Raw genomic sequence first — 23,091 nt, 5'->3', positions numbered from 1 at the left:
CCGTCGTGCGAGCCACCGTGGCCCTCGCGGATAGGACGCAATGGGCTTCGGTGTCCTCCGGCGCGTGGATGGGGTTCCGGCGCCGAATTGTGTGAAATTCTCGCATTTCACCTCGGGGTGACGGCCTTCGCTGATGAAATGGGTTGGCGATTTTCGGGACTCGGCCGGGGCCGGTGCGGCAGGAGGTGCTCAGGTGAATCGATCCGCACCTGTCGCGGCGGCCTGGGACTGGCTGCGCGCGGTGCCGCTGCTGCTGGTCGCGGCGGTGATCGCGGTGGTCACCAGTGTCGTGCCCGGCGGGCGTGCCGGGGCGGACCCTGGCTGCCCTGCGGTCGCCGGTGTCTTCCTGCCCGGAACCTGGGAGACGAACCCGTGGGCGGACGAGACCGCGCCGGTGGGGATGCTGGCGCCGCTCGCCGGCGCGCTGTCGGCCGATCTCGGTGACTCGTTCGCCTTCCGGTTCCCGGCCTACGAGGCCGCGGCGTTCGATCGAATGCCCTACGGCGACAGCAAGGCGACCGGCGTCGCGGCGGCCTCGCGCGCCGTGACCGACTTCGGGCGTGAGTGCCCCGCAACGAAATTCGTGCTGGCCGGATACAGTCAGGGCGCCGATGCGATGGGCGACCTGGCCGCGGAGATCGGCTGCACCGGCGCGCCGATCGCCGCGGACCGGGTGCTCGCGGTCGGCCTCATCGCCGACCCTCGCCAGGGCACTGGCGGCGCCACCCTGGTCGGCCCGCCCGTCCCGGGTCAGGGCATCGCGGGCCCGCGCCCGAGCGGCTTCTGCGCGGTGTCGGCCGTGACGGCCCAGATCTGCGCGACCAAGGACCGGTACTGCTCGACCGACGCCGCGACCCACCCGCTGCTCGCGTCCCTCGGGCGGCTGCTCGCCCAGCCAAGCGCCGCCGACCCGGCGACCGCGAACGACTCGGCGACCGCCGTGCTGAACACCCTGCTCGCCTCCGATTTCGGCGACGTGCGACTGGCGGAGCTGCCCGCCGCGATCGACCGTCTCGGCGGAGACGCCGCGGCGGGGACGAACGCCGCCGCCCGGCTCGCCGCCGCGGCCGGCGGGCTGAGCGCGACGCTGCGCCCGCTGCGCGATCTGGCGGGCTGGATCGACGAACATCCCACGGCGCGAGTCGATCTCGGCGCGGGTGCGGCGGGCTCGCCGGAGCGTCTTGCCGCCGCGGTGCTGGACGGCGTGGCGCGATCCGACATCGGCGCCGCGCTGGACGCGCTCGACACCATCGCGGAGCCGGACCGCGAATCCGCCATCGTGCCAGCCGTTGTCGTGGCCAGGGTCGTTGACGCGACCGCGCCACTGCTCGAGCTGGTCCGCACCGAATCCGAGGAGGCGTTGCGCGCGGCGTGGCGCGTGCTCGCCGAACGGTGGCCCTCGGTGCTGATCGGGCGGATCGCGGCGGTCGCCTCCGACAGCGTCCAATTCGCCGCGCGGCTGCCAGCGATGGGTGAAGCGCTGGGCCGCCTCACCACCATGATCGGGGCGGGCGTGGACTTCACGACCGTCGTGCGCGAACTGTACGACCTCGTCGCGCGGCTCAATTCGGCGTTCGCCCCGCTGGTGCGGACGGTGCGCGACGACCTGCGCGAGGTGTCGCGGCTGCTCGGCCTGATCCCGGACGACAGCGGCGCGGTCCACCTCGCGGCGCAACTGGTGCGGGCGCTCGCCGAGATCGACACGCCCGCGCTGGCCGATCAGGTGAGTCGGCTGCAAGACGACCTGTGGTGCGTCGTCCAGGCCGTCGGCGCCGGTGCGGCGCCGCTGGACATCGCGGCACGGATGAACGCCGTGCTCCCGACGTTGTTCGGGTTCGTGACGCTGGCCGTGCACGACCTCACCGGCGCCGCGGGCGCGGAACTACACCGGCTCACACGCAATGTGCTCGGCGCGGTCGGCGGGCAGGGACCTGATGCTGTGCTCCGATTGATATCGGAAGCGTTGAGCGCCACGGTCTTCGTCACCTCGGGCGCACACCAGAGCTATGGACATTATGTGATCGACGCCGACGGTCGCACCGCCGTCGACTGGCTGGGGCGGTGGTTCCTCGATCGCGCCGGGGCCGGGTAACGGACCGGTCGGACGAACACAGCCGCCGCGGTCCTCGGACGCCTGTGCTCAAACCTTCGGAGATGGTTCTCACAGCGAATGGTCTCGACATGCTCGAGCTACGGGCGGGCTTCGCCGGAGATTTTCCGGGCAAAGGCGCGCCGCACGATGCCGAGGCGTGTGCGGCCCCCGCCCGCCGCGGGCGTCCGTCGACCACCGCGCGCCGCTGTCGCGAGTGCTCGGCCGCGACGGTGCGGCGGCTCCCCTCGGTACGTACGGCCCCGGCGCATCCTGACGCACGGCAAAACTGTGAGTTAGCTGTGAAGCACATTGGCAGAGACCAGAATTCGTGGGTAGCCACTTCTTAGCTACGTGGCTGTAAGGACGTTGGCTGTAGTGCGCGGCATGCGATCCGCGCGCTGTCCGCTGCGGGGGAGCGGGGTCTGAAAGGTTCTCGCTTCCGTCCGTTGCCGAGCGCTCTGCGACCTGCCTCCGGGCGGCTCCTTCCGGCTCGATCCACGCAATGTGAAGCAGCTATTTCCGCAGGTCTGAAACATTGGTGAGCAGAACTTCTCGGACGCTCGACCAGTACGAAGTCGTTGACAAACTTAGGTATAGCTAACCTATGCTTCCGGGCCGTGACCACTACTGAGATGAGGCGCATTGCCTCGCGGTGGCGCCGAATCCCGGTGCTGCTCGCCGGGATTGCGGGATTGCTGCTGTGCGTCGTGCTGAGCCTCGCGCTAGGTGCGCGGTCGGTGCCGGTGGCAACGGTGCTCCAGGCACTGTTCGGTGACGCGGACAGCCGAGACGCGTTGGTGATCATCGATATGCGACTGCCGCGCACCGTCGTTGGCATCGCGGTGGGTGCGGCTCTCGGACTAGCGGGGGCGCTCGTGCAAGGTGTCACCCGCAACCCCCTCGCGTCGCCGACCACCCTCGGCATCAACGCGGGGGCGGGGCTCGCGGTCGTGACCGCGATCTTCGCGTTGGGCCTGAATCGGCCCGGGCAGTACATATGGTTCGCCTTCGCAGGCGGCGCGGCCGCCGCGGCTTTCACGATGGCGTTGGGGCGGCGCGCCGGTGACCTGGACCCGGTCCGGTTGGTGCTGGGCGGCACGGTCCTGCAGTTGGTGCTCGTGTCGTGGACGTCGGCGATCCTGGTGTTCAGTGAGCGCACGCTCGACGAGGCACGCTTCTGGCTGGCGGGATCGATCGCCCAGCGTGACCTCGCCACCCTCGTCCCGGTGGCCCCCGCGATGGCGATCGGTCTGCTCATCGGGGCCGGAATCGCGCCCGCTCTCGATACGCTCGCGCTCGGTGACGAGGCGGCCAAGGCGCTCGGCATGCCGGTCGCGACGATCCGGCTCGCCGGAGCGTTCGCCGTTGTCCTGCTTGCCGGTTCGGCGGTCGCGGTGTCCGGGCCGATCGCCTTCGTCGGACTGGCGGCGCCCCATCTGGTGCGGCCGCTGGTGGGCAACGACCACCGGCTCTTGATACCCGGCTGCCTGATCGCGGGACCGCTGCTGCTGCTGGCCGCGGACATCCTCGGCCGGCTGGTCGCCCGTCCGTCCGAGGTGGAGGTCGGCATCGTCACCGCCTTCCTCGGTGCGCCGCTGCTCGCTCTGCTCGCCCGCACGCGGGAGGGCCGCTGATGGTCGAGGTGACAACTCCCGGCGCGCCGTCGCGACGGCGACGGGTACTCCGGCTGCTCGCGGTGTGCGCGGTCGCCCTGGTAGTTCTGACGATCCTCGCGATCACCTCCGGCGAGGTACCGATGTCGGCGCCTGCCGCACTGCGCGCGGCCGTCGGCTTCGGCGACCCGGGCGAGGTGTACATCGTCCAGGAATTCCGGGCGCCGAGGCTCGTCGCCGGACTGATCGCCGGGGCTGGCCTGGCTATCGCGGGCGCGGTGCTGCAACGACTCTTCCGCAACCCGCTGGCCTCACCGGACGTCATGGGCGTGACCGGGGGCGCGTCGCTCGGCGCGGTGCTGGTGCTTGCGGCGGGCGCCGGGCAGGCCCTGATTCCGGTCGGCGCGCTCGGCGGCGGACTGTTCGCGGCGGTCCTGCTCGGCGTGATCGGCTGGCGATCGGGACTGCCGGTTCTTCGCTTGGTGCTCGTCGGCCTGGCGGTACAGGCGGGACTGGCGGCCGCGGTGAACCTGTTGGTCGTGCGCTTCCCGAAGGAACTCGCCGGATCGGCGATGCAGTGGACCGCCGGTTCGCTCTACGGCCGGACCTGGCCGGAAGTGCAGGGCGCGGCGATCGCCTGCGTGTTGGCGCTGATCGCGTTGGCGGTGCAGTACCGGACCCTGGCCGTACTCGACCTCGGCGACGAGTCCGCCGCCACGCTCGGCGTCGCGGTCTCCGCGGCACGGCTGCGGCTGCTGCTCACCACCGTGGCGCTTGCCGCGCTGGCTGCCGCGCTGACCGGCCCGGTGTCGTTCGTGGCGCTGGCGGTGCCGCACCTGGTGCGCATGATCGCGGGCCCGCCGACGGCCGCGACGCTGGCCCTCACCGGTCTGGCAGGCGCCACGCTGCTGGTCGGCTGCGACCTGACGGCCCAGCACATGCTGCCGATCGACGGGCTTCCGGTCGGCGTCGTCACCGCGACCGCGGGCGCCCCGTGGCTGTTGATCCTGATGCTGCGCGAGAGCGGCCCGGCCCATCGGAGGAACGCGTGAACGAGCTTGCGGCACAAAACCTTCGCCTGCACTACGGCGACCGGGTCGTTGTCGACGGGATGAACCTGACCTTGCCGGGCGGCGCGGTCACGGCCATCGTCGGACCGAACGCCTGCGGCAAATCGACACTGCTGCGCGGCCTGACCCGCCTGCTGCGGCCCTCGGGCGGCATCGTCACCCTCGACGGCTCGGATGTGCACCGGATGTCCGCCCGTGCGCTGGCGTCGAAGCTGGGTTTGCTTCCGCAACAACCGATCACGCCGGAGGCCATCACCGTCGAAGCGCTGGTGCGGCTGGGGCGCTACCCGCACCAGCGGCTGTTGAGGCCATGGTCGGCGGCCGACCAGGCCGCGGTGGAGAACGCGTTGCGCCGCACCGGAACCACCGATTTGCGGGACCGTCAGGTCGATCGCCTCTCCGGCGGCCAGCGCCAGCGCGCGTGGATCGCCTTGGCTTTGGCTCAGGACACCGGCCTGCTGCTGCTGGACGAGCCGACGACGTTTCTCGACCTGCGCCACCAGCTCGACGTCTTGGATCTGGTCGCCGATCTGCACGAGCACGAAGGCCGCACCGTGGTGATGGTGCTGCACGATCTCGGTCAAGCCGCCCGCTACGCCGACCACCTGATCGTGCTGCACGACGGGCGATTGGCCGCGGCGGGCGCACCCGATGAGGTGCTCGATGCCGAACTGGTGCGCACGGTGTTCGGAGTCGACTGCCGCGTCGTACCGGATCCGGAAACCGGCACGCCCTTGGTCGTTCCCAGGGCCCGCAGCGGCCGACATACCCGCCGGGGGGATGACATCGCCGCGCGCGCCTGAAGGCCCGTGGCCGCACGACAGCACCGGCTCGAGGTGCTGTCGCTTCACCGAGGAAAGTTGAGGATCTCTCATGTCCACAGGACGATTCCGCCTGCGCGGATTCGGCAGGCTCGCCGCCGCCGTCGTCGCAGCGGGGCTAGCCGCCACCGCTTTGGCAGCGTGCGGAAATGGCTCCGGCACAACTGATTACGCGTCGTCGGCGGCTGCCGACCCGAGCGCCTTCCCGCGCACGCTCGACACCGTGATGGGTCAGGTCACGATTCCCCGCGCTCCCGCCAGGATCGTCGTGCTCGACACTGCCGAGCTCGACTCGGTCACCCTGCTCGGCATCCGACCCGTCGGAGCGGTGGTGCCGCACACCAAGACCAGGGGTGGGTTCCCGGAGTATCTGGCGGACAAGGTCGGTGGCGTCACCGACGTCGGCCCGCTGCTGGAGCCGAACCTGGAACGCATCGCCTCGTTGCGTCCGGATCTGATCCTCTCCTCGAAGGTTCGCCACGAGAAGATCTACGACAAGCTCAGCGGCATCGCCCCGACGGTCTTCACCGAGACGACCGGCGGGCCGTGGAAGGCCAACCTCGCTGTGCACGGCGAGGCGCTGGGGCTGGAGGACCGGGCCGCCGACGCCCTGCGCCGATACGAGGACCGCGCTCGCGCGCTCGGTATGGCCATCGCGGCCGCGAACAACGGTGTCTTGCCGACTGTTTCGGTCGTGCGCTTCCTCTCGGGACCGACGCGGTTGTATCAGAGCAATTCCTTCAGCGGCGTCGTGCTCGCCGATATCGGGCTGCCGCGCCCGGCGTCGCAGGTGTCCACCGATCCGAAGAAGATCATGAAAGAGGTCAGCCCGGAGCAGATCGACCAAGCCGACGCGAACGTCATCTTCGTCGCGACGATCGACGACCCCGGCAAGACCGAGAAGAACGCCGTCACCGCGGGCCGGGTCTGGCAGGACCTGGCGGCGGTCAAGAGCGGCAAGGTGTTCGAGGTGCCGGACGAGACCTGGATGTCGGGGATCGGCGTGCAGGCGGCCGACCGGATGCTCGCCGATGTCGCGAAGGCGACCGGGGTGGGGCTGCCGGGCAAGTAACGGGCGGCCGCGCGGAGAGGTATCGGGACCGCTCCGCGCCACCGCGATTCCCACGCGTCCACCCTTTGGCAGGAAAGGGCTCACCTGTGCAGCTGTATCTGCTCGCGCTCAACCCGACCGATTCGGTGTCGGAGGGCTTTCTCCCCGCGGCCGCCGCGCTCGGCCTCGACGTCACCGTTCTCACCGATCAACCCGACGCGCACAGGCGCAGGCATCCGGACATCAGGGTGCTCGATTGCGATGTCCGCAGTGTGCCCGCCGTCGTCACGGCCATTTCCGGCGCGCACCCGCCCGACGCCGTGTTCTCCAACAGCGATCACCTCCAGACCCAGACCGCCCTCGCCGCCGCGTATTTCGGTGTGCCGGGCAAAGATTGGCGCGCCACGCTGCGCGTGAAGAACAAAGCCGAGATGCGGCGGTCGTTGGCCGCGGCCGGGCTCGACACGGTCTGGTCACGAGAGTTGCGGCCGCGCGACACGCTCGCCGCGCTCGCCGCGCTCGACATTCCATACCCGTGCGTCGTCAAACCCGCCGAGGGTGTGGCCAGTGAGGACGTCGTGTTGGTGACCGGCCGCGCCGCCCTGTTGGCGCGGTGCGCCGAGATCCGGGGTCGGCGACCTGATGCCACGCTGGTCGTTGAGGAGTACCTGCCTGGGGAACTGCACACACTGGAGACCCTGGGGGATGCCCAGCGGACGCACGTGCTCGGCGGATTCCGCACCACGTTGTCGCCGCCGCCGTATTTCATCGAACTTCGGCACACCTTCGTCCAGGCTCATCCGGAGCCGGTCGTCGCGCAGGTGCTCGCCCAGCTCGACGCGCTCGGCGTCGGGTTCGGTTCGTGCCACACCGAATTCGTCGTCGATGAAGGCCGCGCCCGGCTGATCGAGGTGAACTACCGAGCGATCGGTGATCAGTGCGATCTGCTGCTGGCCCAGCTGCTCGGCATTCCCCTGTTCGAGTACATCCTCCGCACGCATCTGGGGCAGCCGCTGCCTGCGTCGTTGCCGGGACGCACCGACGGGGCAGCCCGCATCGATCACATCTGCGCACCTGCGTCGGGGATGCTCACCGCGGCGCCGGAATCCGGTGACGCGGTGATCGACGGCGTCACCCTCGCCTATCGACGGCTGCGCGAGATCGGTGTGCGACACGATCTCCAGCACACCAACCGCGACTACGTCGGTGTGCTGCGCGCCGCGGGAACCGATCAGGACGCGGTCGACCGTGTCGCGGACCGGTTCCTGGCGGCGCAGCGCTGGGAGGTGGCACCGTGACCTCGACATCCGTCGCGTCCGCGGTGACGCGTCGTCCGGCTGAACCGGACGGGCGGGAAAGTCATTTGTCCGCACGGGTTCTCGGCGCATTGCTGCGCGAGGACGTGCTCGGGCTGCGCACCCGCAGCACGACGATCCGCCGGTCCGACGGGCGTTGGCTTCGCCTGGCGCACCCCGTGGACGCGGAGGCGTTGCTGCTGCCCGTGACTTCGGACGGGTTCCTCTGTGAGGATGCCCCGCGGCAGCCGTTGATGTTGCGCGAGTCCGACGGCCGTGAACTGCGCACCACCACCGAAATCCTTGCGGCACTGGCGGCTTTCGCCGAACCGCAGGACCGGGCCGGTTTCACCGCGTTCGCCGAGGAATGCGCGCAGACGCTGGCGGCGGCTCGGCTGCACGACGCCACTCGCGGCCGGACCACCGCGCGGCTGCTCCTCCACTACGGCGATCGGCTCGACCGGTGGACCGGCGCGGCGGGTCTCGCGTTCGACACCCTCGCCGCACGACACGACCACCCGGTCTATCCGGCCTCACGCGCCCGCGCCGACCTGACCGACGACCAGCTCCGCGCGTTCGCGCCCGAGTTCCATCCACGGTTCGCGTTGCGCTGGCTCGCCGTACCGCGCTCGGCGGTGACCGTCGGCGGCGGCGCCGATTTCCCCGCGTATTGGCCGACCCCGCGCAGTCTGGGGCTGCCGCACTCGTCGCACAGCCACATCGTGCTGCCGGTGCATCCGCTCACCGCAGGCGCTGCGCTCGACCGGGCGCTGCACGAGCTGGACATCGAAACCGACTGCGCCCTGGCGGATTCGGCATACCTCGAGGTGGTTCCGACGCTGTCCATGCGGACCGTGGCGCTGGTCGAGCATCCCGGCGAGCACCTCAAACTGCCGCTGGCCACCGCCACGCTCGGGCGGGGGAACGTGCGCAGCGTCAAACCGCGGACCTTGGCCGATGGCGCGCTCACTCACCGCATCCTCGGCACCGTTCTGGCCCGTGAATCCCGTTTCCGCGAGACGATTCTGCTCGCCGACGAGAGCGGCTACGCGCACGCCGGGCACGATCTGCTCGGCGTCCTGCGCCGTGGCCTGCCCGAAGGCCTGCGAGATTCGGTGGTGGTGCCGATGGCCGCGCTGCTCGCCAGGGCCCACGACGGCCGTCGGGTGCTCGACCACCTCGCCGATGCGTTCTACGGCGGCGATCCGATCGCGCTGTTCGACGCCTGGCTCTCCCTGCTGTTCGACTGGCAGACAACCTTGTTCGGCTACGGCATCGCCCTGGAATCCCATCAGCAGAACGTCTCTCTCGTGCTCGATCGCGCCTGTGCCGGTCCCGCGCGCCTGCGCCTGCTGTTCAAGGACAACGACACGCCCCGAGTGCATACCGCTCGGCTGCGCGCTCGGCTCGGCGCCGAGCCCGCGACCTTCGCCGATCCGCGGATCAATGTCGCCGACGACCGTCCGCTGACGGACTTGTTCACCACGATCACGGTGCATTTGTGCGCGGGCGCGTACGCGTTCGAACTCGCCGAGCTCGGCTACGGTTCACGGTCCGCGCTGGTCGGGTTGGTGCGGGACCGCCTCGATCAGGCGATCGCTGAACTGGACCCGGAGCCCGCCGCCAGGCTGCGCGCGGATGTACTTGCCGCGCCGAGCCTTCCGGTGAAGGCGATGGTGAGCGCAGGGACGCTGTTCAGCAAGGAACGCAGCGGCGCCGCCGACATCAACAAGCACTACGTCCCCGGCCCGAACTACCTGCGCACGGCCGGGGAAGCCCGGTGAGCGCGACGCTGGAGCAAGCCGGAAACCCCGGCTCGACCGATGCGTCCGGGGTGGATCGGCGCGTCTACGCTGTCGCCGGTTCCTATTTCGTCGCCTCGTTCGCCGCGCTGGGCCTGCCGCCGTACCTGACGGAGATTCTGCCGGAGCTCGGTGATCCCACCGCGAGCTTGGCGGGTGTGCTCTACATCGTGCCGACGGTCTTCGGCGGCCTCGGCGCGCCGCTGTGGGGTCGGCTCGCCGACCGCTACGGGCGCAAACGGCTCCTGCTTCGGGCGCAGCTAGGCCTCGCCGTCGCGTTCGTGGTCGCGGGAACGGCCGACTCGATCGCGGTGTTCACCGCGGCACTGGTGCTGCAGGGCGTGCTCGGCGGGACGTTCGCCGCGTCGAACGGCTATCTCGGTGCGGCGCTGCACGGTTCGGCCTTGGCGCGGGCGCTCACGGTCTTGCAGGCCAGCGCCAGAGCGGCCCTGGTCTGTGCGCCGATCGTCGTCGGACTGCTCACCCCGTGGCTGTCACCGCACCGTCAGTACCTGGTGCTCGCGGTGCTGCCGCTGGCCGCGGCGCTGACATTGGTGTGGCTGCCCGAGCCGGAGGCGCCGCCGGGATCGGAACCGACGGGCGCTGGACCGACGGGGGAGCCGCGGCGGGCACTGCTGCGTCGCCTGTTCGCGGTGGAGTTCGTCTTCGTCTTCACGACCGTGATCTCGTTCCCGTATTCGATCGCTCTCGTCGCCGAACGGTTACCGGACGTCTCGCCGCTGGTCGCCGGTGGCTTGTTCGCGCTGCCGCACCTCGTTTACCTGGTGATCTCCCTGCCGGTGCAACGCAGATGTCACGCGCCGGGGTGGCCGATAGCGCTCGGATTCTGTTGTCTCGCAGTGGGATCGGCAGGGCATGCGGTGTCCGATTCGGTGATCGAGCTGACCGCCGTCCGGCTGCTGTTCGGCGCCGGGCTCACCCTCGGCCTGGTCGGCAGGAACATCCTCGCCGCCGATTGCGCCCGCGGCAGGGCCCCCGGTGGTCTGTTCGGTTCGCTGGAGTTCTTCGCCAAAGCCGGTGCGGTCGCCGCCGGGCTCGCCGCGACGGCGGCCAATGCCCGGTTCGGGCCCGCCGCACCGGCGCTCGCGGGCGGTGCCACCGCCTTGCTCGTCGTCCTGTCCATCTCGGTTCACCGATTTCCACCCACCCGCCGGAGTCGTTCTATGTCCCTGTCCACCAACACCATCGAGTCCACGAGGCCAAGCGCCGCCGCTGATCCGGACGGAGCGCACCGCCTGCCCGATGCGGACACCGCCACCGCGCACACCTTGCTGAACTGCCTGCTGCGCGAGCTTTCGGGCCCCGAACAGCAAGCCACGATCGCGGGCGGTCACCTGCTGCTGCGCCTGCCCCGCCGCGACGTGCTGCTGCGCGTTAAGCTCCGCCGCACTTCGCTGTTCGGCGCGCACCGCTTCGCCGGGCCGGTCGACGAACTGCGCGCCGACGTATGGCAGCCGGTCGGTTGGCGCCGGCTCGCCGAGCACACGCATGACGAACTCCGGCTGCGCACCGGCGTGTGCAACGAGGAGTTCGTCGACCAGGTGGCGGCCAGTCATCGGACGGTCGCGACGACGCTGGCGAGCCGGACGCCGATCGATACGGTGGACTACCTCGGCTCCGAGCGCGCGTTGGTGTTCGGTCACCGCTTCCATCCGACGCCCAAGGCGCGCAGCGCATCCCACGACTCGTGGACGCACTACGCCCCGGAACACGGCGCCACCTTCGGCCTGCGGCTGCTGGGTGTCCGCGCGCACCTCGTCGCCGAGGAGTCCGCGGACCCGGCGGCGGTGGCCGTCCTCGATCGTCTGCATCCGGACGTGCCCGCGGGCTACCGGCTGCTCCCGGCACACCCGTGGCAATACCGCATGCTCAGCGACCTGCCCGCACTGCGGCACGCGATGGACCGGGGCGACATCCTGGATCTCGGCGTCGGCGACCCACGGTTCGCCGCTACCGCGTCGGTGCGCACGCTCTACGACGGCGAGACCTTCCTGAAATTCAGCCTGAACGTGCGAATCACCAACTGCCTGCGCAAGAACGCCAGCTACGAGCTGTCCGGCGCGGTCGCGCTCACGCGGATCCTGGCGCCGGTCCTCGCGGACATGGAAGCTCGCTTTCCCGGCTGCGCCGTGCTCCGCGAGCCGGCCTACCGCAGCCTGGCGCTGCCCGGGCCGGACGGCACCGCCGACCGCACACTGCTGGAGGGGTTCGGCGTGATCGTGCGCGAAGGGCTGACGGCCCGGCTGCGCCCCGCCGCCACCGCGTTGCTCGCCGCTGCCGTCGCCGACGAATTCCCCAGCAGCCCGGCACAGATCTCTCGGCTCCTGGCAGGCGGCGACGCCGACACCGCCACGCGGTGGTGGCGTGCCTACCTCCGGCTGCTGATACCCCCGGTGCTCGCCGCCTATTTCGACCACGGCGTCGTGTTCGAACCGCATCTGCAGAACGTTCTGGTCGCGGTCGACGCGTCCGGAATGCCGGTGCAGGTGCTGCTGCGGGATCTGGAAGGAACCAAGCTGCTGCCGGAATCGCATGCCGAGACACTGGCAGGTCTGCTGCCGGAGGTGGCGGCGCGCATGTCCTACGACGACGAACGCGGCTGGGACCGGGTCGTGTACTGCCTGATCGTCAACCACCTTGCCGAAATGCTTGCCGTGCTGGCGGATTCGCACCCCGAACGGGAACCGGAGCTGTGGTCCTGTGTCCACGACGCCTTGGCCGCCTACGCCGAGGAGTACGGCTGCCCGCCGCGCTTGGCCGCCCTGCTCGCGGGCGTCCCGCTGCCCGCCAAAGCCAACTTGCTCACCCGTTGGGAACGCAAGCCGGACCGGGACGCAGGCTATGTCCGAGTGCCCTCGCCTTTCCCGGTGCTCGGCGTGACCCGCGCCGAGATCGCGCGAACCGAGGGAGCGCCCCGATGAGCCGCCTGCCGTCCGCGGTGCGGGAACGCGTCGAGGAGCTCGACGCCGCCGAATTACCTGCCTACGTCTACGATCTGGGCGGGCTGCGCGCACACGCCGAGACGATCCGCGCGGCGCTGCCGGACCGCGTCGAGCTGTACTACGCGGCGAAGGCGAATCCGGAGCCGGAGATCCTGCGGGCGCTGGCGGAAGTCGTCGACGGATACGAGGTCTCCTCCGGCGGGGAGCTCGCCCACGTCGCCACAACGGTGCCCGGTCGGCTGCTGGCCTTCGGCGGGCCGGGCAAGAGCCAGGACGAACTCGCCGCCGCGTGCGCACACGGCGTACATCGCGTCCACGTGGAGAGCATCGGCGAATTACACCGTCTCGCGGCACTTTCCACGCCGGATCGGCCCATCGGCGTACTACTGCGAGTGAATCTGCCGCTCACCGATCGCGCCCTGACCGGCAGCGCCTTGGCCATGGGCGGTCGTCCGTCGCCGTTCGGCCTCGACCGCGGGCAGGCCGAACTCGCCGCGAACGCGTTCGCCGAGGGGCGCTTTCCCTGGCTGCGCTGGCACGGCGTGCACGCGCACCTGGCCAGCGGGCTCGAGGCCGCCGACCTCGTCGCGGTCGCGGAATCGATCGCCGACTGGTCGATCGGCCTCGGCGAACGGCACGGTGCGGACATCACCGAGGTCAACGTCGGCGGCGGCATGCACGTCGATTACACCGCGCCCGACCGCCGCTTCGACTGGGCGGCGTACGGCGCCGGTCTGCGCCGGATCACCGACGCCAGGCCGGAATTGCGGCTGCGCATCGAACCGGGACGAGCGCTGACCGCCTACAGCGGGTGGTACGTCACCGATGTGCTGGACGTGAAGCCAAGCCACCACGCCGAATTCGCCATCGTGCGCGGCGGCACGCATCATCTGCGCACCCCCGCAGCCAAGGGGCACGACCAGCCCTGCTCGATCGTGCGGACCGATCACTGGCCACACCCCTGGCCGCGGACGGCGACGACCGCCCAGACGGTGACCGTCACCGGGCAGCTGTGCACACCGAAAGACGTTCTCGCCGAAGGATTGCCGGTGAGCACATTGCGGACGGGGGACCGCATCGCTTTCGAGCTGGCGGGCGCCTACGCCTGGAACATCTCGCACCGCGATTTCCTCATGCACCCACCGCCGAGCTTCCACTTCCTGCGCGGGCGCGACGAGGCAGGCGAGTAGGTATTGCTGCGCACCAACGAGATCAAGCGCAGACTTGCCGAGGGCGACCTCGTACACGGACTGTTCTGCACCGCGCCCGCGCCCGAGCTCGTCGAGATGATCGCCCACGGCGGATACGATTTCGTCGTCCTGGACACCGAGCACACGCTCGTCGACGGACGCGAGCTGACCCACGCGATCCGCGCCGCCGAGACATGCGGTCTCACACCGTTCGTGCGAATCACCGCGGGCGACAGCGCGACGACCCTGCGAGCTCTGGATGCCGGTGCGATGGGCGTCGTCGTCCCCCATGTCCGTTCGCGCGCCGACGTCTCGGCGGCGATCGATGCCATGTACTACGCGCCGCTCGGCAATCGGTCCCTCGGCAACGGTCCCACGGCCGGTTTCGGCCGGTACGACCCGGTCGAGCACCTGCGTCGCGCGAACGAGGAGATCATGCTCATCGCGCTGATCGAAGACGCCGACGGCGTGGCCGATATCGACCGGATCCTCGCGGAGGGCGGTGTCGACATGGTGCTGCCCGGACCGGCGGATCTCTCGCAATCCTTCGGCGTCCCATGGCAACTCGGCGACGCACGGGTGCGTGCCGCGCTGGATCGGCTGCGCGCCGCCTGCGCCGAACACGCGGTGCCGTATTGCGCGATGGCCCGGACACCGCAGCGGTACGCGCAGTGGCGCGCCGCGGGCGTGCGCGCCTTCGTGTGCGGTGACGCCGCCGACTTGGCGGCGGCCGCGCTGCGCCGCAGCCTCCCCGATCTTCGCGGCTGACCCGCCGCGAGTCCGTTCCATCGTCCCGACAGATGGAACTCCTGAGAAAGGAAAAACCCATGATGAGGAAGACAAAGGCATCCCGCCTCTCGCTCGTGGCCGCGCTCGTGAGCGTTGCCCTCGGCGTGACCGCGGGTGCGGGCGCCGCCGCGGCCGACACCGGCGCGGTGCAGTACACGACGTCGGTGACCGAGAAGTCCACGGTCATCTCGACCGACGCCGGATCGATGACTGTCGAGGACGGTGCGTTCAAGATCAAGTCCGACAACGGCACTGTGCTGGCGGGCACCGAATTGTCGTTCCGGGTAGACGATTTCGTCTTTCCGATCACCGCTGAAATCAGGGATCGCACCGCCACCCTGACGCCGCGCTTCGAGCTGGCGCATGCGATGTACAAGCCGGTCGCCCTGCCTTACGAGGACAAGGCGCCCTGGAAGAGCGAATACGAACGCGAGCAGGCCGCGTGGAGCCGGATGACGAGCACGATCGGCATGGGCGCCACCATCGGCACCCTCGTCGGCGGCCTCAGCGGCGCGGGCGTCGGATGCGTCCTCGGCGGCATCGCGGGTGCGACGGTGGCCGCGGCCACCATCGTCGGCATGTTCGGGCCGTTCATCCCCGCCGCCGCGGTCGGCTGCCTCGGCGGAATCATCGCCATCGGCGCCCTTGGCACCGTGACCGGCCAGCTCCTGGTGACCGCGCCGGTGGCCATCATGGCCGCCGCGCAGTACTTCACCACCATCAACTCCCCGATGCCCCCCGCCCCCGCGAAGTGATTTCGGCCCCCCGTCCCACCCCGAGCCAACGGGGTGGGACGGGGGACGGTCGCACCCGAAGCAGTGTCAGGTGCGCACCCCAGATCAGGCGTCGTGTCGCCGCAGGCGCTGCCACCCCGCCCAGAGTGCCACGGCCGACCAGGCGGCGGTGACCGTGATCGGCGTCGTCAGCGGCGTCGTCGCCCGGCCGCCGGTTCCGCTCAGGCGGCCGAAACCCCTGGCTGCCAATCGAAATCGACTTCCGTCGGATAGCCGTGCCTGGCCTGATCGAAGCTCGACCGGATCACCTTGGTGTCTTTGGTCAGCGCGTCCACGATCTGCCAGCCGACCGCGTGGCGATCCTTGTGCAGGTCGGACCGGATGGTCGCGGACAGTCGCACCCGCGCCGCGTGACCGGTGCACGACAGGGTGCAGTCGAGCATCGAGCCCTCGGTCGCGGCGTCGACGAGTCCGCGCGCCACCTCCTCGACGATCAGCCCGAGCTCGGCCGCGTCGTCGTCGGCGGCCTCGGCGACCAGGGCGGTCGATTCCACGGTCGTGCGCAGCATCGTCACCCCGATGCGTCGTGCGGGTACCCGAACGCTGACCGTCTCTGTCGTCGGTCGAAGCGCCTGCGTCGATGTCATCGTGTTCACCGCCTCGTGAAGCTGGGATGTACTTGTCATCGATGAGGGAGTACCCACGCGGAGGCGTATGCCACATGTCGTCCTCTCACGGGGCTGCTCCACGTCATCGGCGGGTCCGGTCCGTTTATTGTCCGCGCGGCGGGGCAGTCGGTGAGTGTCGACCGTCCCGATCGAAGGAGTCGTGATGACCGATCTCGCAGCGGGTGCCGTACGCGGTGTTTTCTCCCAGGTGGCGAGATTGCGCCACGCTCGGGTCTTCCATCCGAACGGGTTGCGGCTGTCCGGGCGGTTGCACGCCGAACCCGAGTACGAGTGGCTGTTCGGGGCGGGGGAGCGCGCCGCCCTGGCGAGGTTGTCCAAGGGCATCGGCACCCCGGCCGGGCTGCCGGATGTGCTCGGTCTCGCGCTGCGGGTGCTCGACCGTGATGAGCATCCGTGGGACTTCGCGCTGGCGACCACGGGGCGCGGTTCGCTCGGCCGGTTCGTCTTCACCCCCGCGCGCAGCTGGCGAACGGCCAGGTACGGCTGCCTCATGCCGTATCGGCTCGGCGACTCCGCCCCGACCTGGATCTTCGCCGAGCCCGACGATCGCCAGCCCGGGACACCGTCCCTCGACGCGATGGCCGACCACCTGCGCGACGAGCCCGCCACCTTCGTGCTCTGGGCGAGCGCGATCGGTGCGCCGGAGCGCAAGCTCGCCGAGGTGGTGCTGCACCCGGCCGACCCCGGCGATTACCGGACCGACTTCTTCGACCCGATGACCGACCATCCCGACGAGGTCCGCATCCTCCCCGAGGTGATCGGACGGGTGCGTGAACTCGCCTATGTGGGCAGCCGCAGCGGCCGTGGCGAACAGCCGTGAACTCGGTGCGCCCGGCCGCCCAGCGCGGGTGGCCGCGCCGTTGCGGGTTGCCGCGGTGCTGGCGCTGGTCGTGATGGTGGCCGCGTGCGGAAATGACGTTGAGGAGGATTCCGCGGCTGCCGCGCCGCCCGGCCCGCCGCCGATCCCCGCCGTCACCATCACGATCGAGAACCTCGAGTACACGGGCACGCCGCCCATCACGCCCGGCGCGCGGATCACGGTGGTGAACAACGACCTGGTGATGCACAGCATCACCAGCAAACGCCCCGGACTGTTCGACTACGACATCGCTCCCGGCGAGACCGTCACCTTCCCCGCGCCCGGCGATATCGGCTCCCACCCGTTCTATTGCAGGTACCACGGGCTGATGGACGGGTGGTTGAGCGTACGGCAATAGCCGATCCCGGCGATCCTTGCTGCCGCCGGTCATTGCGCGCATTCCGGTGACCGTCGCCGCGCCTTCCGGACGGATATCTCGAGCCGTACGACCGCCAAAGGCATTGCCCACGTACGCAACTGGTGGTCGTCGGTGCCGAGACGCCGCGGCCGCTTCCGCGATCCGGTTCAGGCGCCGATAGCGCGAGCCAGGTGCGACCAGGATTCGTGCAGGTCCCTCTCGAACAGTCCCCAGGTGTGCGATCCGGTCGGGCGTCCCACGTGCACGGCGGAGATGCCGAGCTGGGCTAGCCGATCGGCGAACGCCGCGGTGCACGCGTTCGCGATGGCCTCGATGGGCGGGAACGGCAGGCCGCGGTCGATGGCGCCGGGGAGGCCGGAGCCCGCGGACAGGTAGACGGTCTTCCCCGCCAACGCGCCCGCGCGGGCGAAGGCGTCGTGCGCGCGCCAGCCGTCGCCGCCCGGCGGGCCCCACATGTTGGCGGGATCGGCGCCGCCGCGACCCACTTGCGCGGTGACGAAGGCGATGCCGAGAGGGTCTGCCGCCCAAGGACATCCGCTGTAAGCGGCGACCGCGCGGTAGCGGTCGGGCGCCTGGATGGCGAGGTCGACCGCGGAGGCGGCGCTCATCGAGACACCGGCGATGGCATTGCGTCCGGTCGCGCCGAGCCGCTCGTCGACGACGGCGGGGAGTTCCTCGGTGAGGTAGGTCTGCCAGCGGTTCCGCCCGAGCGCCGGGTCGTCGGCATGCCAATCGGTGTACATGCTGTACGCGCCGCCGACCGGCATCACCACGTTGACGTGTTTGTCGGCGAAGAACCGCAGCACGTCGGTGTCGTCCCACCACGAGATGCCGTCCTCCCCGCCGCCGAGACCGGTGAGCAGGTACAACGTCGGCGCGGGCTCGTCACCGCCCGCGCGGATCACGCGATTGGTCACCACGGCATCCATGGACGGTGAATACACATCCATCCGCACCGCCGCCGCACCCAACGGCGCCTCACCGACCACGTGCGCCGCCGGCGCCGCCGACACCGGCCGCACCGACAGGCCGACGCCAACCGCGACCACGCCGAGGAATACGAGAAGGTATTTGCCGATCGTCACCCGATGGGGATACCCACCCGAGATCGCTTCTACTGCAACGAGTTTCATTGCCATCGGCACCGGGGTCCGGCAAACGGGCAGCATGCGCGCAAACGGCCGACGCTGCTCGACCACGCCCCCGGTGCCGACGCGCCTTGCACCGGCGCGGCCCGAGCGCCCACATTTGACGCGGCATCAGGAATCTGCGCGTGTCCGGCTCGATTCAGATGTGTTGAATCCCCCACCGCACCAGCGTTTCAACAGGCATGTCCCATGCCCGTACCGCTGAGTTGGGAACGAAGGTCGTGATCTCCGGAATTTCGTCCAGTTCCGGGACCGTGGCGAGAAAGTGGAGATACCTGCCATCTTCGAGCTGGGTCGAGAAGGGCTGATTGGGATTGTCGGGTTCGGCGTCGAACATCAGCTCGGGCTCATCGGCGAGCCACGGCTCCAGCCGATCCTCGACTTGCGCGAAAGAGACCCGGTTGAGCCAGTCTCGTTGTGGCTCACCCGTACAGAACCCGTCGATCGCGGAGAAGCAGAGCACTGACCAGTCTTCGATATCGCTTGCTCGGCACTCGTTGGCCAGTCCAGTGAGGTCGAAATCATGCAGTTCGGGATCGGGATCGCCCGCGGCCAAGGTGATATAGCCTGCGTCGATATCCTGGCCTTCGGCACCGAAGCAGCCCGCTGCGGAGTCCACCTCGCTAGCGAATCTGATGTACTCGTCAAGTGTAAAGAATTCACACCAGTCGGGGACCTTGCCACCTGCTCCATGCGGGTTGGACACCTCTGCGCGCCCGGCTTGCTCGCAGGCATCCAGAAGCGGGGTGGCGGATTTCCGCAGGGCACCGCGTTCTCGATCTCGGACCAGCAGTCGCAGAAAGAATTCCGGGATCACACCTATCGTGAACTTCATCGGGGTGTTGGAGCGGATGACCGCGGTGCGGTTGTAGGGATTCCTGTCGTCGCTTCCGCGGTCCTGGTAGCCCCATCGGGACGGCGCGACACGCAACAGGACTTCACCGATGTATCGCACCGTGCCTGCCGTGAACTCCGCGTTGTCGTCGATGCCGATGGCGGCCTCGTCCGGATAGCGCGCGAGCAGGATCGGTTCCAGCGCGTCCAGGGAGTCGGGCGTGAAGTCGAAAGGGAAGTCTGCGGGCAGGTAGCGACGGCGCCATTGCTCCAAGGCACTTTCCATGGTGGCCATCCATTGGTCCAGGAAGGCGCGTGCCGACTCGGTCATGGTCAAGCGGTCCTCGGCCATGTACGCCTCGGTTCGGTCGTGTTCATGCACGATGTACATCCTCGCGTGTGGCGATGAGATTCCCAAAGTTCGAGTAGCACATCGACAAATCGGATGGGCCACCATCATCCGCGCGGACAAGTTGCGCGAGTTCGACGCGGCCGCTGCGGCGATGACCGACCCCGGCCGGGACCAGTTCCGGGAGATCATCCAGGGTGCGCGGCGCCCCTCAGTACATCCCGGATGTCTTGCGAGGCAACAAGCTTCGTTCGCGCTGATTCTCTGTCAGCCGGGCGGCCTTCTGGAATGCGGTGGTTGTCGGGCGGTCGAGGCGGAAGAACCGGCTGCGACGCAGACTGCCGTCCCGACGGATGAGAGTGTCCTGATGTACGCCGAGGTCTGTCGCACCGAGCTTGCGGATCGCGGCCGCTGATCGACTGTTTCGTTCGTCGGTTCGGAATCCGATCCATGCCGCCCCCTGATCGAACACCTCCCGGATCAGCATCCGCTTCACACGCATATTGACCCCGGTACCCCAGACCGCGGGGTCGAGTTGCGTTCCGCCGATCTCGACGCCCTCGGGGGCCGAACGCTTCCAGATCACCGACGTCCTGCCGACCACCGCCCCCGCGTGGCGCACGGTGAAGGTGAGCCAGTGTCCATCGGCGACCCTTGCCAGGATGTCCGCATCGAGCTCACCGAAATCGCTTGGCATTCTCGTGGGAAGGTGTTCCCACGCCCGTTCGTCGCGTACCGCGTGGAACAACTGCTCGGCGTCGTCGGAACAGTACAGCCGCAACGAAACGTCGCCGTCGTCCAGATGTTCGCCAGGTATGTGCATCGGCCAGATCACGTTCCGCATCCTCACAGTGTGGCTCGTCTCTCGAACGTGCGATGCTCGACAACCTGTGCGGCCGGCCGAGTGGCGCTCGTTTGGCGCTCGATGGAGCGCCGCGCGTGGTGTGGTTGCGGGCGCTGTACTTTCGACGGGGTGAGTGCGTGGTTGGGCCGGACGTTTCGCCGGGTGCAGCAGGTGGATCACGTGGTTACCGGTGCGGTGGCGCGGATTCCGGTGACGGCGGTGGACCGGGGCATGGTGCGGTTGACCAGGGCGGCGGATCGCGGACTGCTGTGGACGGTCGTCGCGGCGGCGCTCGCCACCCGCGAAGGCGCGACGCGCCGGGCCGCGCTGCGCGGCGTGGTGTCGGTGGCCGGGGCGAGCTTCACCGTCAACGTCGTGCTCAAGTCGCTGATCGCCCGTCGCAGGCCCGCGGCCCAGCTGCTGCCGCCTGCTCGGCGGCTGATCCGGGTGCCGACCTCCTCCTCGTTCCCGTCCGGGCACAGTGCGAGCGCTGTCGCGTTCGCCACGGCCGTCGCGCTGGAGAGTCCGCGCACCGCGGTGGTGGTGGCGCCGCTGGCCGCCACGGTCGCCTACTCCCGGATCCACACCGGTGTGCACTGGGGCTCGGACGTGGTCGTCGGCGCGGCCGTCGGCGCCGGGGTGGCGATGGCGTCGCGCCGCTGGTGGCCGGTGCGCGAGTCCGACGAGGCGGCGGCCACCGCGGTGCGCGAGGTGCCGCTGCTCGTCGAGGGCAAAGGGCTTGTAGTGCTGGTGAATCCGGTCTCGGGCGACCCCGCCTACGATCCCACCGACGACATCGCCGCGGCACTGCCCGCGGCGACCGTGCTGCGCACCGAGCCGGGCCGCGACTGCGTCGAGCAGCTGGAGGAGGTCTTGGCGGCGCGCACCGAGCGGGCGGCGGCGGTCGGCGCGGCGGGCGGTGACGGAACGATCGCCGCGGCGGCGGCCGTGGCGCTGCGGCACGACCTGCCGCTGGTCGTCGTCCCCACCGGCACCCTGAACCATTTCGCCCGCGACTTGGGCGTCTACGACCTGCGCGAGGTCGTCGACGCCACCGGTGCGGGGGAGGCGGTCTCGGTCGACATCGCGAGCGTGGAACTGGAGACCGACGACGGCCCGCGCACCCACTATCTGATCAACACCGCCAGCCTCGGCGCCTACCCGGATCTGGTGCGGCTGCGCGAGAAATGGCAATCGCGGTGGGGCAAGTGGCCCGCGTTCGCCGCCGCCCTCGTGGTGGTGCTGCGCCGCTCGCAGCCGGTCCGGATCCGGCTGAACGAGACCTGGCACGACGTGTGGTTCTTGTTCATCGGCAACGGCGCCTACCATCCGCGCGGCGCGGTGCCCGCGTTCCGCGCTCGCCTCGACGACGGCCTGCTCGACGTGCGCTGGCTGCGCGCCGATCTGCGGTTCTCCCGCAGCAGGGCGGTGCTCGCCCTGCTGCTGGCCGCCATCGGCCGCAGCAAGGTCTACAACGAACTCCAGGTGCCCGAGCTGATCGTGCAGGTGCGCGAGCCGGAAGCGGTCGCGGCCGACGGCGAAGTGCTCGGCGAGGCGCGCAGGCTGCGCTTTTCGGTGGCCGGTCAGGTCGCGGTGTACCGCCGCGACGAGGACAACCCCCGCTGGGCGGAGCGCCCGCGCCCGCACCACCGCAGACCGTTCCGCTGGGGAGCGTGATTCGCACCGGCGACAATCGCCGCGGTGTCGGCGCTGCGAGCTCTCCGGACTGCCGGGTCGCTCGCCGTTCCGGCACGTGCAAGTCCGTAACGGCGTCATCCACCACGTGGCGGGCACCGAACAGGACGCATTCGCCTGGGCGCGAGCCTGTTTGAGCTTTCTGCCGTCGAGCGGCCCGGAGCAGGCCACGGAGAACAGACGGCCGAACTGCTCGACGAGGTGCCGACGGCTCCGTCGTATGCGGTCGTGCGTCCGTAGCCGCCGTGTCCCCAGGCGGGTTTGCCAGGATATTTCCGGTCTCCGTGAACGGGATATGAACAGTGAGCAGGCGAGTGTTCGGGCGTGTGCCAACTCGATTGTGCGCCAGGTCATCAGGCGGTGAGCTGGGCTATCGATCCTTGCGCGCCAACACATCTGGGCGTTACTCCCACGCTGTCTTAAGTTCACGTAAAGGCTACTGACGAGTTGCTATGGACTGCCATCGTCGGAGGAGTTCGAATCGTGACGAGTGGTGGGCCCATATCCGGGGGTAGAGATGACGACTGAGCAATACTCCGAGAAGCTGAAATCCGCGGGGTACGAGACCGACAAGGTGCGTGCTCGGTTGGAGAGCATCTCCGGTCGGGTTCAGGACCAGCTGAACACCTTGCTGTCCGTGATCGGCAGCGACAACTTCGGCAGCCAATACGTCAAGGGCAACGGCAGCCCCGGCCTGACGGAACGGCTGGAGGGCGCGGTGAAGGGCACCAGCACCATGGCGGAGTCCTGGGCGAACCTGTCGAAGGGCCAGTACGAGGCGGCGGTCACCGCCGAGCGGAACGAGGATGCCGCTCGGCAGATGATCGAGCGGGTCTGAGCAGCGGCAGTTCTGGTCGGCGGCTGATATTGCGCC

Annotated in this window: 19 protein-coding genes; 15 read left to right on the top strand and 4 right to left on the bottom strand. The window is 69.6% G+C overall.

What is annotated here, in order from left to right:
- Nucleotides 1-193: 193 nt before the first annotated feature.
- From AB0H50_RS33785 to AB0H50_RS33735, 11 genes are all read left to right on the top strand, one after another.
- Complete coding sequence (locus AB0H50_RS33785; protein ID WP_357460862.1) at nucleotides 194-2,092, top strand: cutinase family protein; 1,899 nt, start codon at nucleotides 194-196, stop codon at nucleotides 2,090-2,092.
- Nucleotides 2,093-2,709: 617 nt separating this feature from the next.
- A complete protein-coding gene (locus AB0H50_RS33780; RefSeq protein WP_357460859.1) occupies nucleotides 2,710-3,726 on the top strand; it encodes an iron ABC transporter permease in 1,017 nt (338 codons plus the stop codon).
- Nucleotides 3,726-4,757 (top strand): iron ABC transporter permease, encoded by a 1,032-nt coding sequence (locus AB0H50_RS33775; protein WP_357460856.1) that lies wholly within the window; start codon nucleotides 3,726-3,728, stop codon nucleotides 4,755-4,757. The genes AB0H50_RS33780 and AB0H50_RS33775 overlap by 1 nt, the downstream gene beginning before the upstream one ends.
- Nucleotides 4,758-4,816: 59 nt before the next feature.
- A complete protein-coding gene (locus tag AB0H50_RS33770) occupies nucleotides 4,817-5,578 on the top strand; it encodes an ABC transporter ATP-binding protein (RefSeq protein WP_357460957.1) in 762 nt (253 codons plus the stop codon).
- 70 nt (nucleotides 5,579-5,648) lie between these two features.
- Nucleotides 5,649-6,668: an iron-siderophore ABC transporter substrate-binding protein gene (locus AB0H50_RS33765; protein WP_357460853.1), complete on the top strand. Its 1,020-nt coding sequence runs from the start codon at nucleotides 5,649-5,651 to the stop codon at nucleotides 6,666-6,668.
- 86 nt (nucleotides 6,669-6,754) lie between these two features.
- Nucleotides 6,755-7,945 carry an ATP-grasp domain-containing protein gene (locus tag AB0H50_RS33760; RefSeq protein ID WP_357460851.1) on the top strand — a complete coding sequence of 397 codons (1,191 nt, stop codon included), beginning with the start codon at nucleotides 6,755-6,757 and terminating at the stop codon, nucleotides 7,943-7,945.
- Nucleotides 7,942-9,726, top strand: coding sequence for an IucA/IucC family protein (locus tag AB0H50_RS33755; protein WP_357460849.1), 1,785 nt, complete (start codon nucleotides 7,942-7,944; stop codon nucleotides 9,724-9,726). Before AB0H50_RS33760 ends, AB0H50_RS33755 begins: the two co-directional genes overlap by 4 nt.
- Nucleotides 9,723-12,686 carry an MFS transporter gene (locus AB0H50_RS33750; RefSeq protein ID WP_357460847.1) on the top strand — a complete coding sequence of 988 codons (2,964 nt, stop codon included), beginning with the start codon at nucleotides 9,723-9,725 and terminating at the stop codon, nucleotides 12,684-12,686. Before AB0H50_RS33755 ends, AB0H50_RS33750 begins: the two co-directional genes overlap by 4 nt.
- Nucleotides 12,683-13,897 (top strand): type III PLP-dependent enzyme, encoded by a 1,215-nt coding sequence (locus AB0H50_RS33745; protein WP_357460844.1) that lies wholly within the window; start codon nucleotides 12,683-12,685, stop codon nucleotides 13,895-13,897. Before AB0H50_RS33750 ends, AB0H50_RS33745 begins: the two co-directional genes overlap by 4 nt.
- Before the next feature lie 3 nt (nucleotides 13,898-13,900).
- Complete coding sequence (locus AB0H50_RS33740; protein ID WP_357460841.1) at nucleotides 13,901-14,665, top strand: aldolase/citrate lyase family protein; 765 nt, start codon at nucleotides 13,901-13,903, stop codon at nucleotides 14,663-14,665.
- Between the two features lie 62 nt (nucleotides 14,666-14,727).
- The gene (locus AB0H50_RS33735) at nucleotides 14,728-15,441 is read left to right on the top strand and encodes a hypothetical protein (protein ID WP_357460954.1); all 714 of its coding nucleotides are present in this window, start codon (nucleotides 14,728-14,730) and stop codon (nucleotides 15,439-15,441) included.
- A 200-nt stretch (nucleotides 15,442-15,641) separates the two neighbouring features.
- Here AB0H50_RS33735 and AB0H50_RS33730 read toward each other — a convergent pair whose 3' ends face one another.
- Nucleotides 15,642-15,989, bottom strand: a complete 348-nt coding sequence (locus AB0H50_RS33730) for a hypothetical protein (RefSeq protein WP_357460838.1) — start codon at nucleotides 15,987-15,989, stop codon at nucleotides 15,642-15,644.
- Between the two features lie 262 nt (nucleotides 15,990-16,251).
- Here AB0H50_RS33730 and AB0H50_RS33725 point away from each other — a divergent pair, with 262 nt between their 5' ends.
- The gene (locus tag AB0H50_RS33725; RefSeq protein ID WP_357460835.1) at nucleotides 16,252-16,929 is read left to right on the top strand and encodes a phosphodiesterase; all 678 of its coding nucleotides are present in this window, start codon (nucleotides 16,252-16,254) and stop codon (nucleotides 16,927-16,929) included.
- Nucleotides 16,913-17,326, top strand: a complete 414-nt coding sequence (locus AB0H50_RS33720; RefSeq protein ID WP_357460832.1) for a hypothetical protein — start codon at nucleotides 16,913-16,915, stop codon at nucleotides 17,324-17,326. The genes AB0H50_RS33725 and AB0H50_RS33720 overlap by 17 nt, the downstream gene beginning before the upstream one ends.
- 167 nt (nucleotides 17,327-17,493) lie before the next feature.
- Here the strand turns inward: AB0H50_RS33720 and AB0H50_RS33715 are convergent, their stop codons facing one another.
- From AB0H50_RS33715 to AB0H50_RS33705, 3 genes are all read right to left on the bottom strand, one after another.
- Nucleotides 17,494-18,432: an alpha/beta hydrolase family protein gene (locus AB0H50_RS33715; protein WP_357460829.1), complete on the bottom strand. Its 939-nt coding sequence runs from the start codon at nucleotides 18,430-18,432 to the stop codon at nucleotides 17,494-17,496.
- Between the two features lie 202 nt (nucleotides 18,433-18,634).
- A complete protein-coding gene (locus tag AB0H50_RS33710) occupies nucleotides 18,635-19,711 on the bottom strand; it encodes a hypothetical protein (protein ID WP_357460827.1) in 1,077 nt (358 codons plus the stop codon).
- Nucleotides 19,712-19,889: 178 nt separating this feature from the next.
- The gene (locus AB0H50_RS33705; protein ID WP_357460824.1) at nucleotides 19,890-20,522 is read right to left on the bottom strand and encodes a GNAT family N-acetyltransferase; all 633 of its coding nucleotides are present in this window, start codon (nucleotides 20,520-20,522) and stop codon (nucleotides 19,890-19,892) included.
- A gap of 129 nt (nucleotides 20,523-20,651) precedes the next feature.
- On the opposite strand from AB0H50_RS33705, the gene AB0H50_RS33700 reads away from it, so the two are divergent.
- Nucleotides 20,652-22,199 carry a phosphatase PAP2 family protein gene (locus AB0H50_RS33700; protein ID WP_357460821.1) on the top strand — a complete coding sequence of 516 codons (1,548 nt, stop codon included), beginning with the start codon at nucleotides 20,652-20,654 and terminating at the stop codon, nucleotides 22,197-22,199.
- Between the two features lie 535 nt (nucleotides 22,200-22,734).
- A complete protein-coding gene (locus tag AB0H50_RS33695; protein ID WP_357460818.1) occupies nucleotides 22,735-23,055 on the top strand; it encodes a hypothetical protein in 321 nt (106 codons plus the stop codon).
- The last annotated feature ends 36 nt before the right edge of the window (nucleotides 23,056-23,091 follow it).

Source organism: Nocardia sp. NPDC050793 (assembly GCF_040654065.1).
Classification (GTDB): domain Bacteria; phylum Actinomycetota; class Actinomycetes; order Mycobacteriales; family Mycobacteriaceae; genus Nocardia.
Note: the sequence above shows the minus strand (reverse complement) of the source record. Positions and strands in the feature narration are given on the sequence as shown.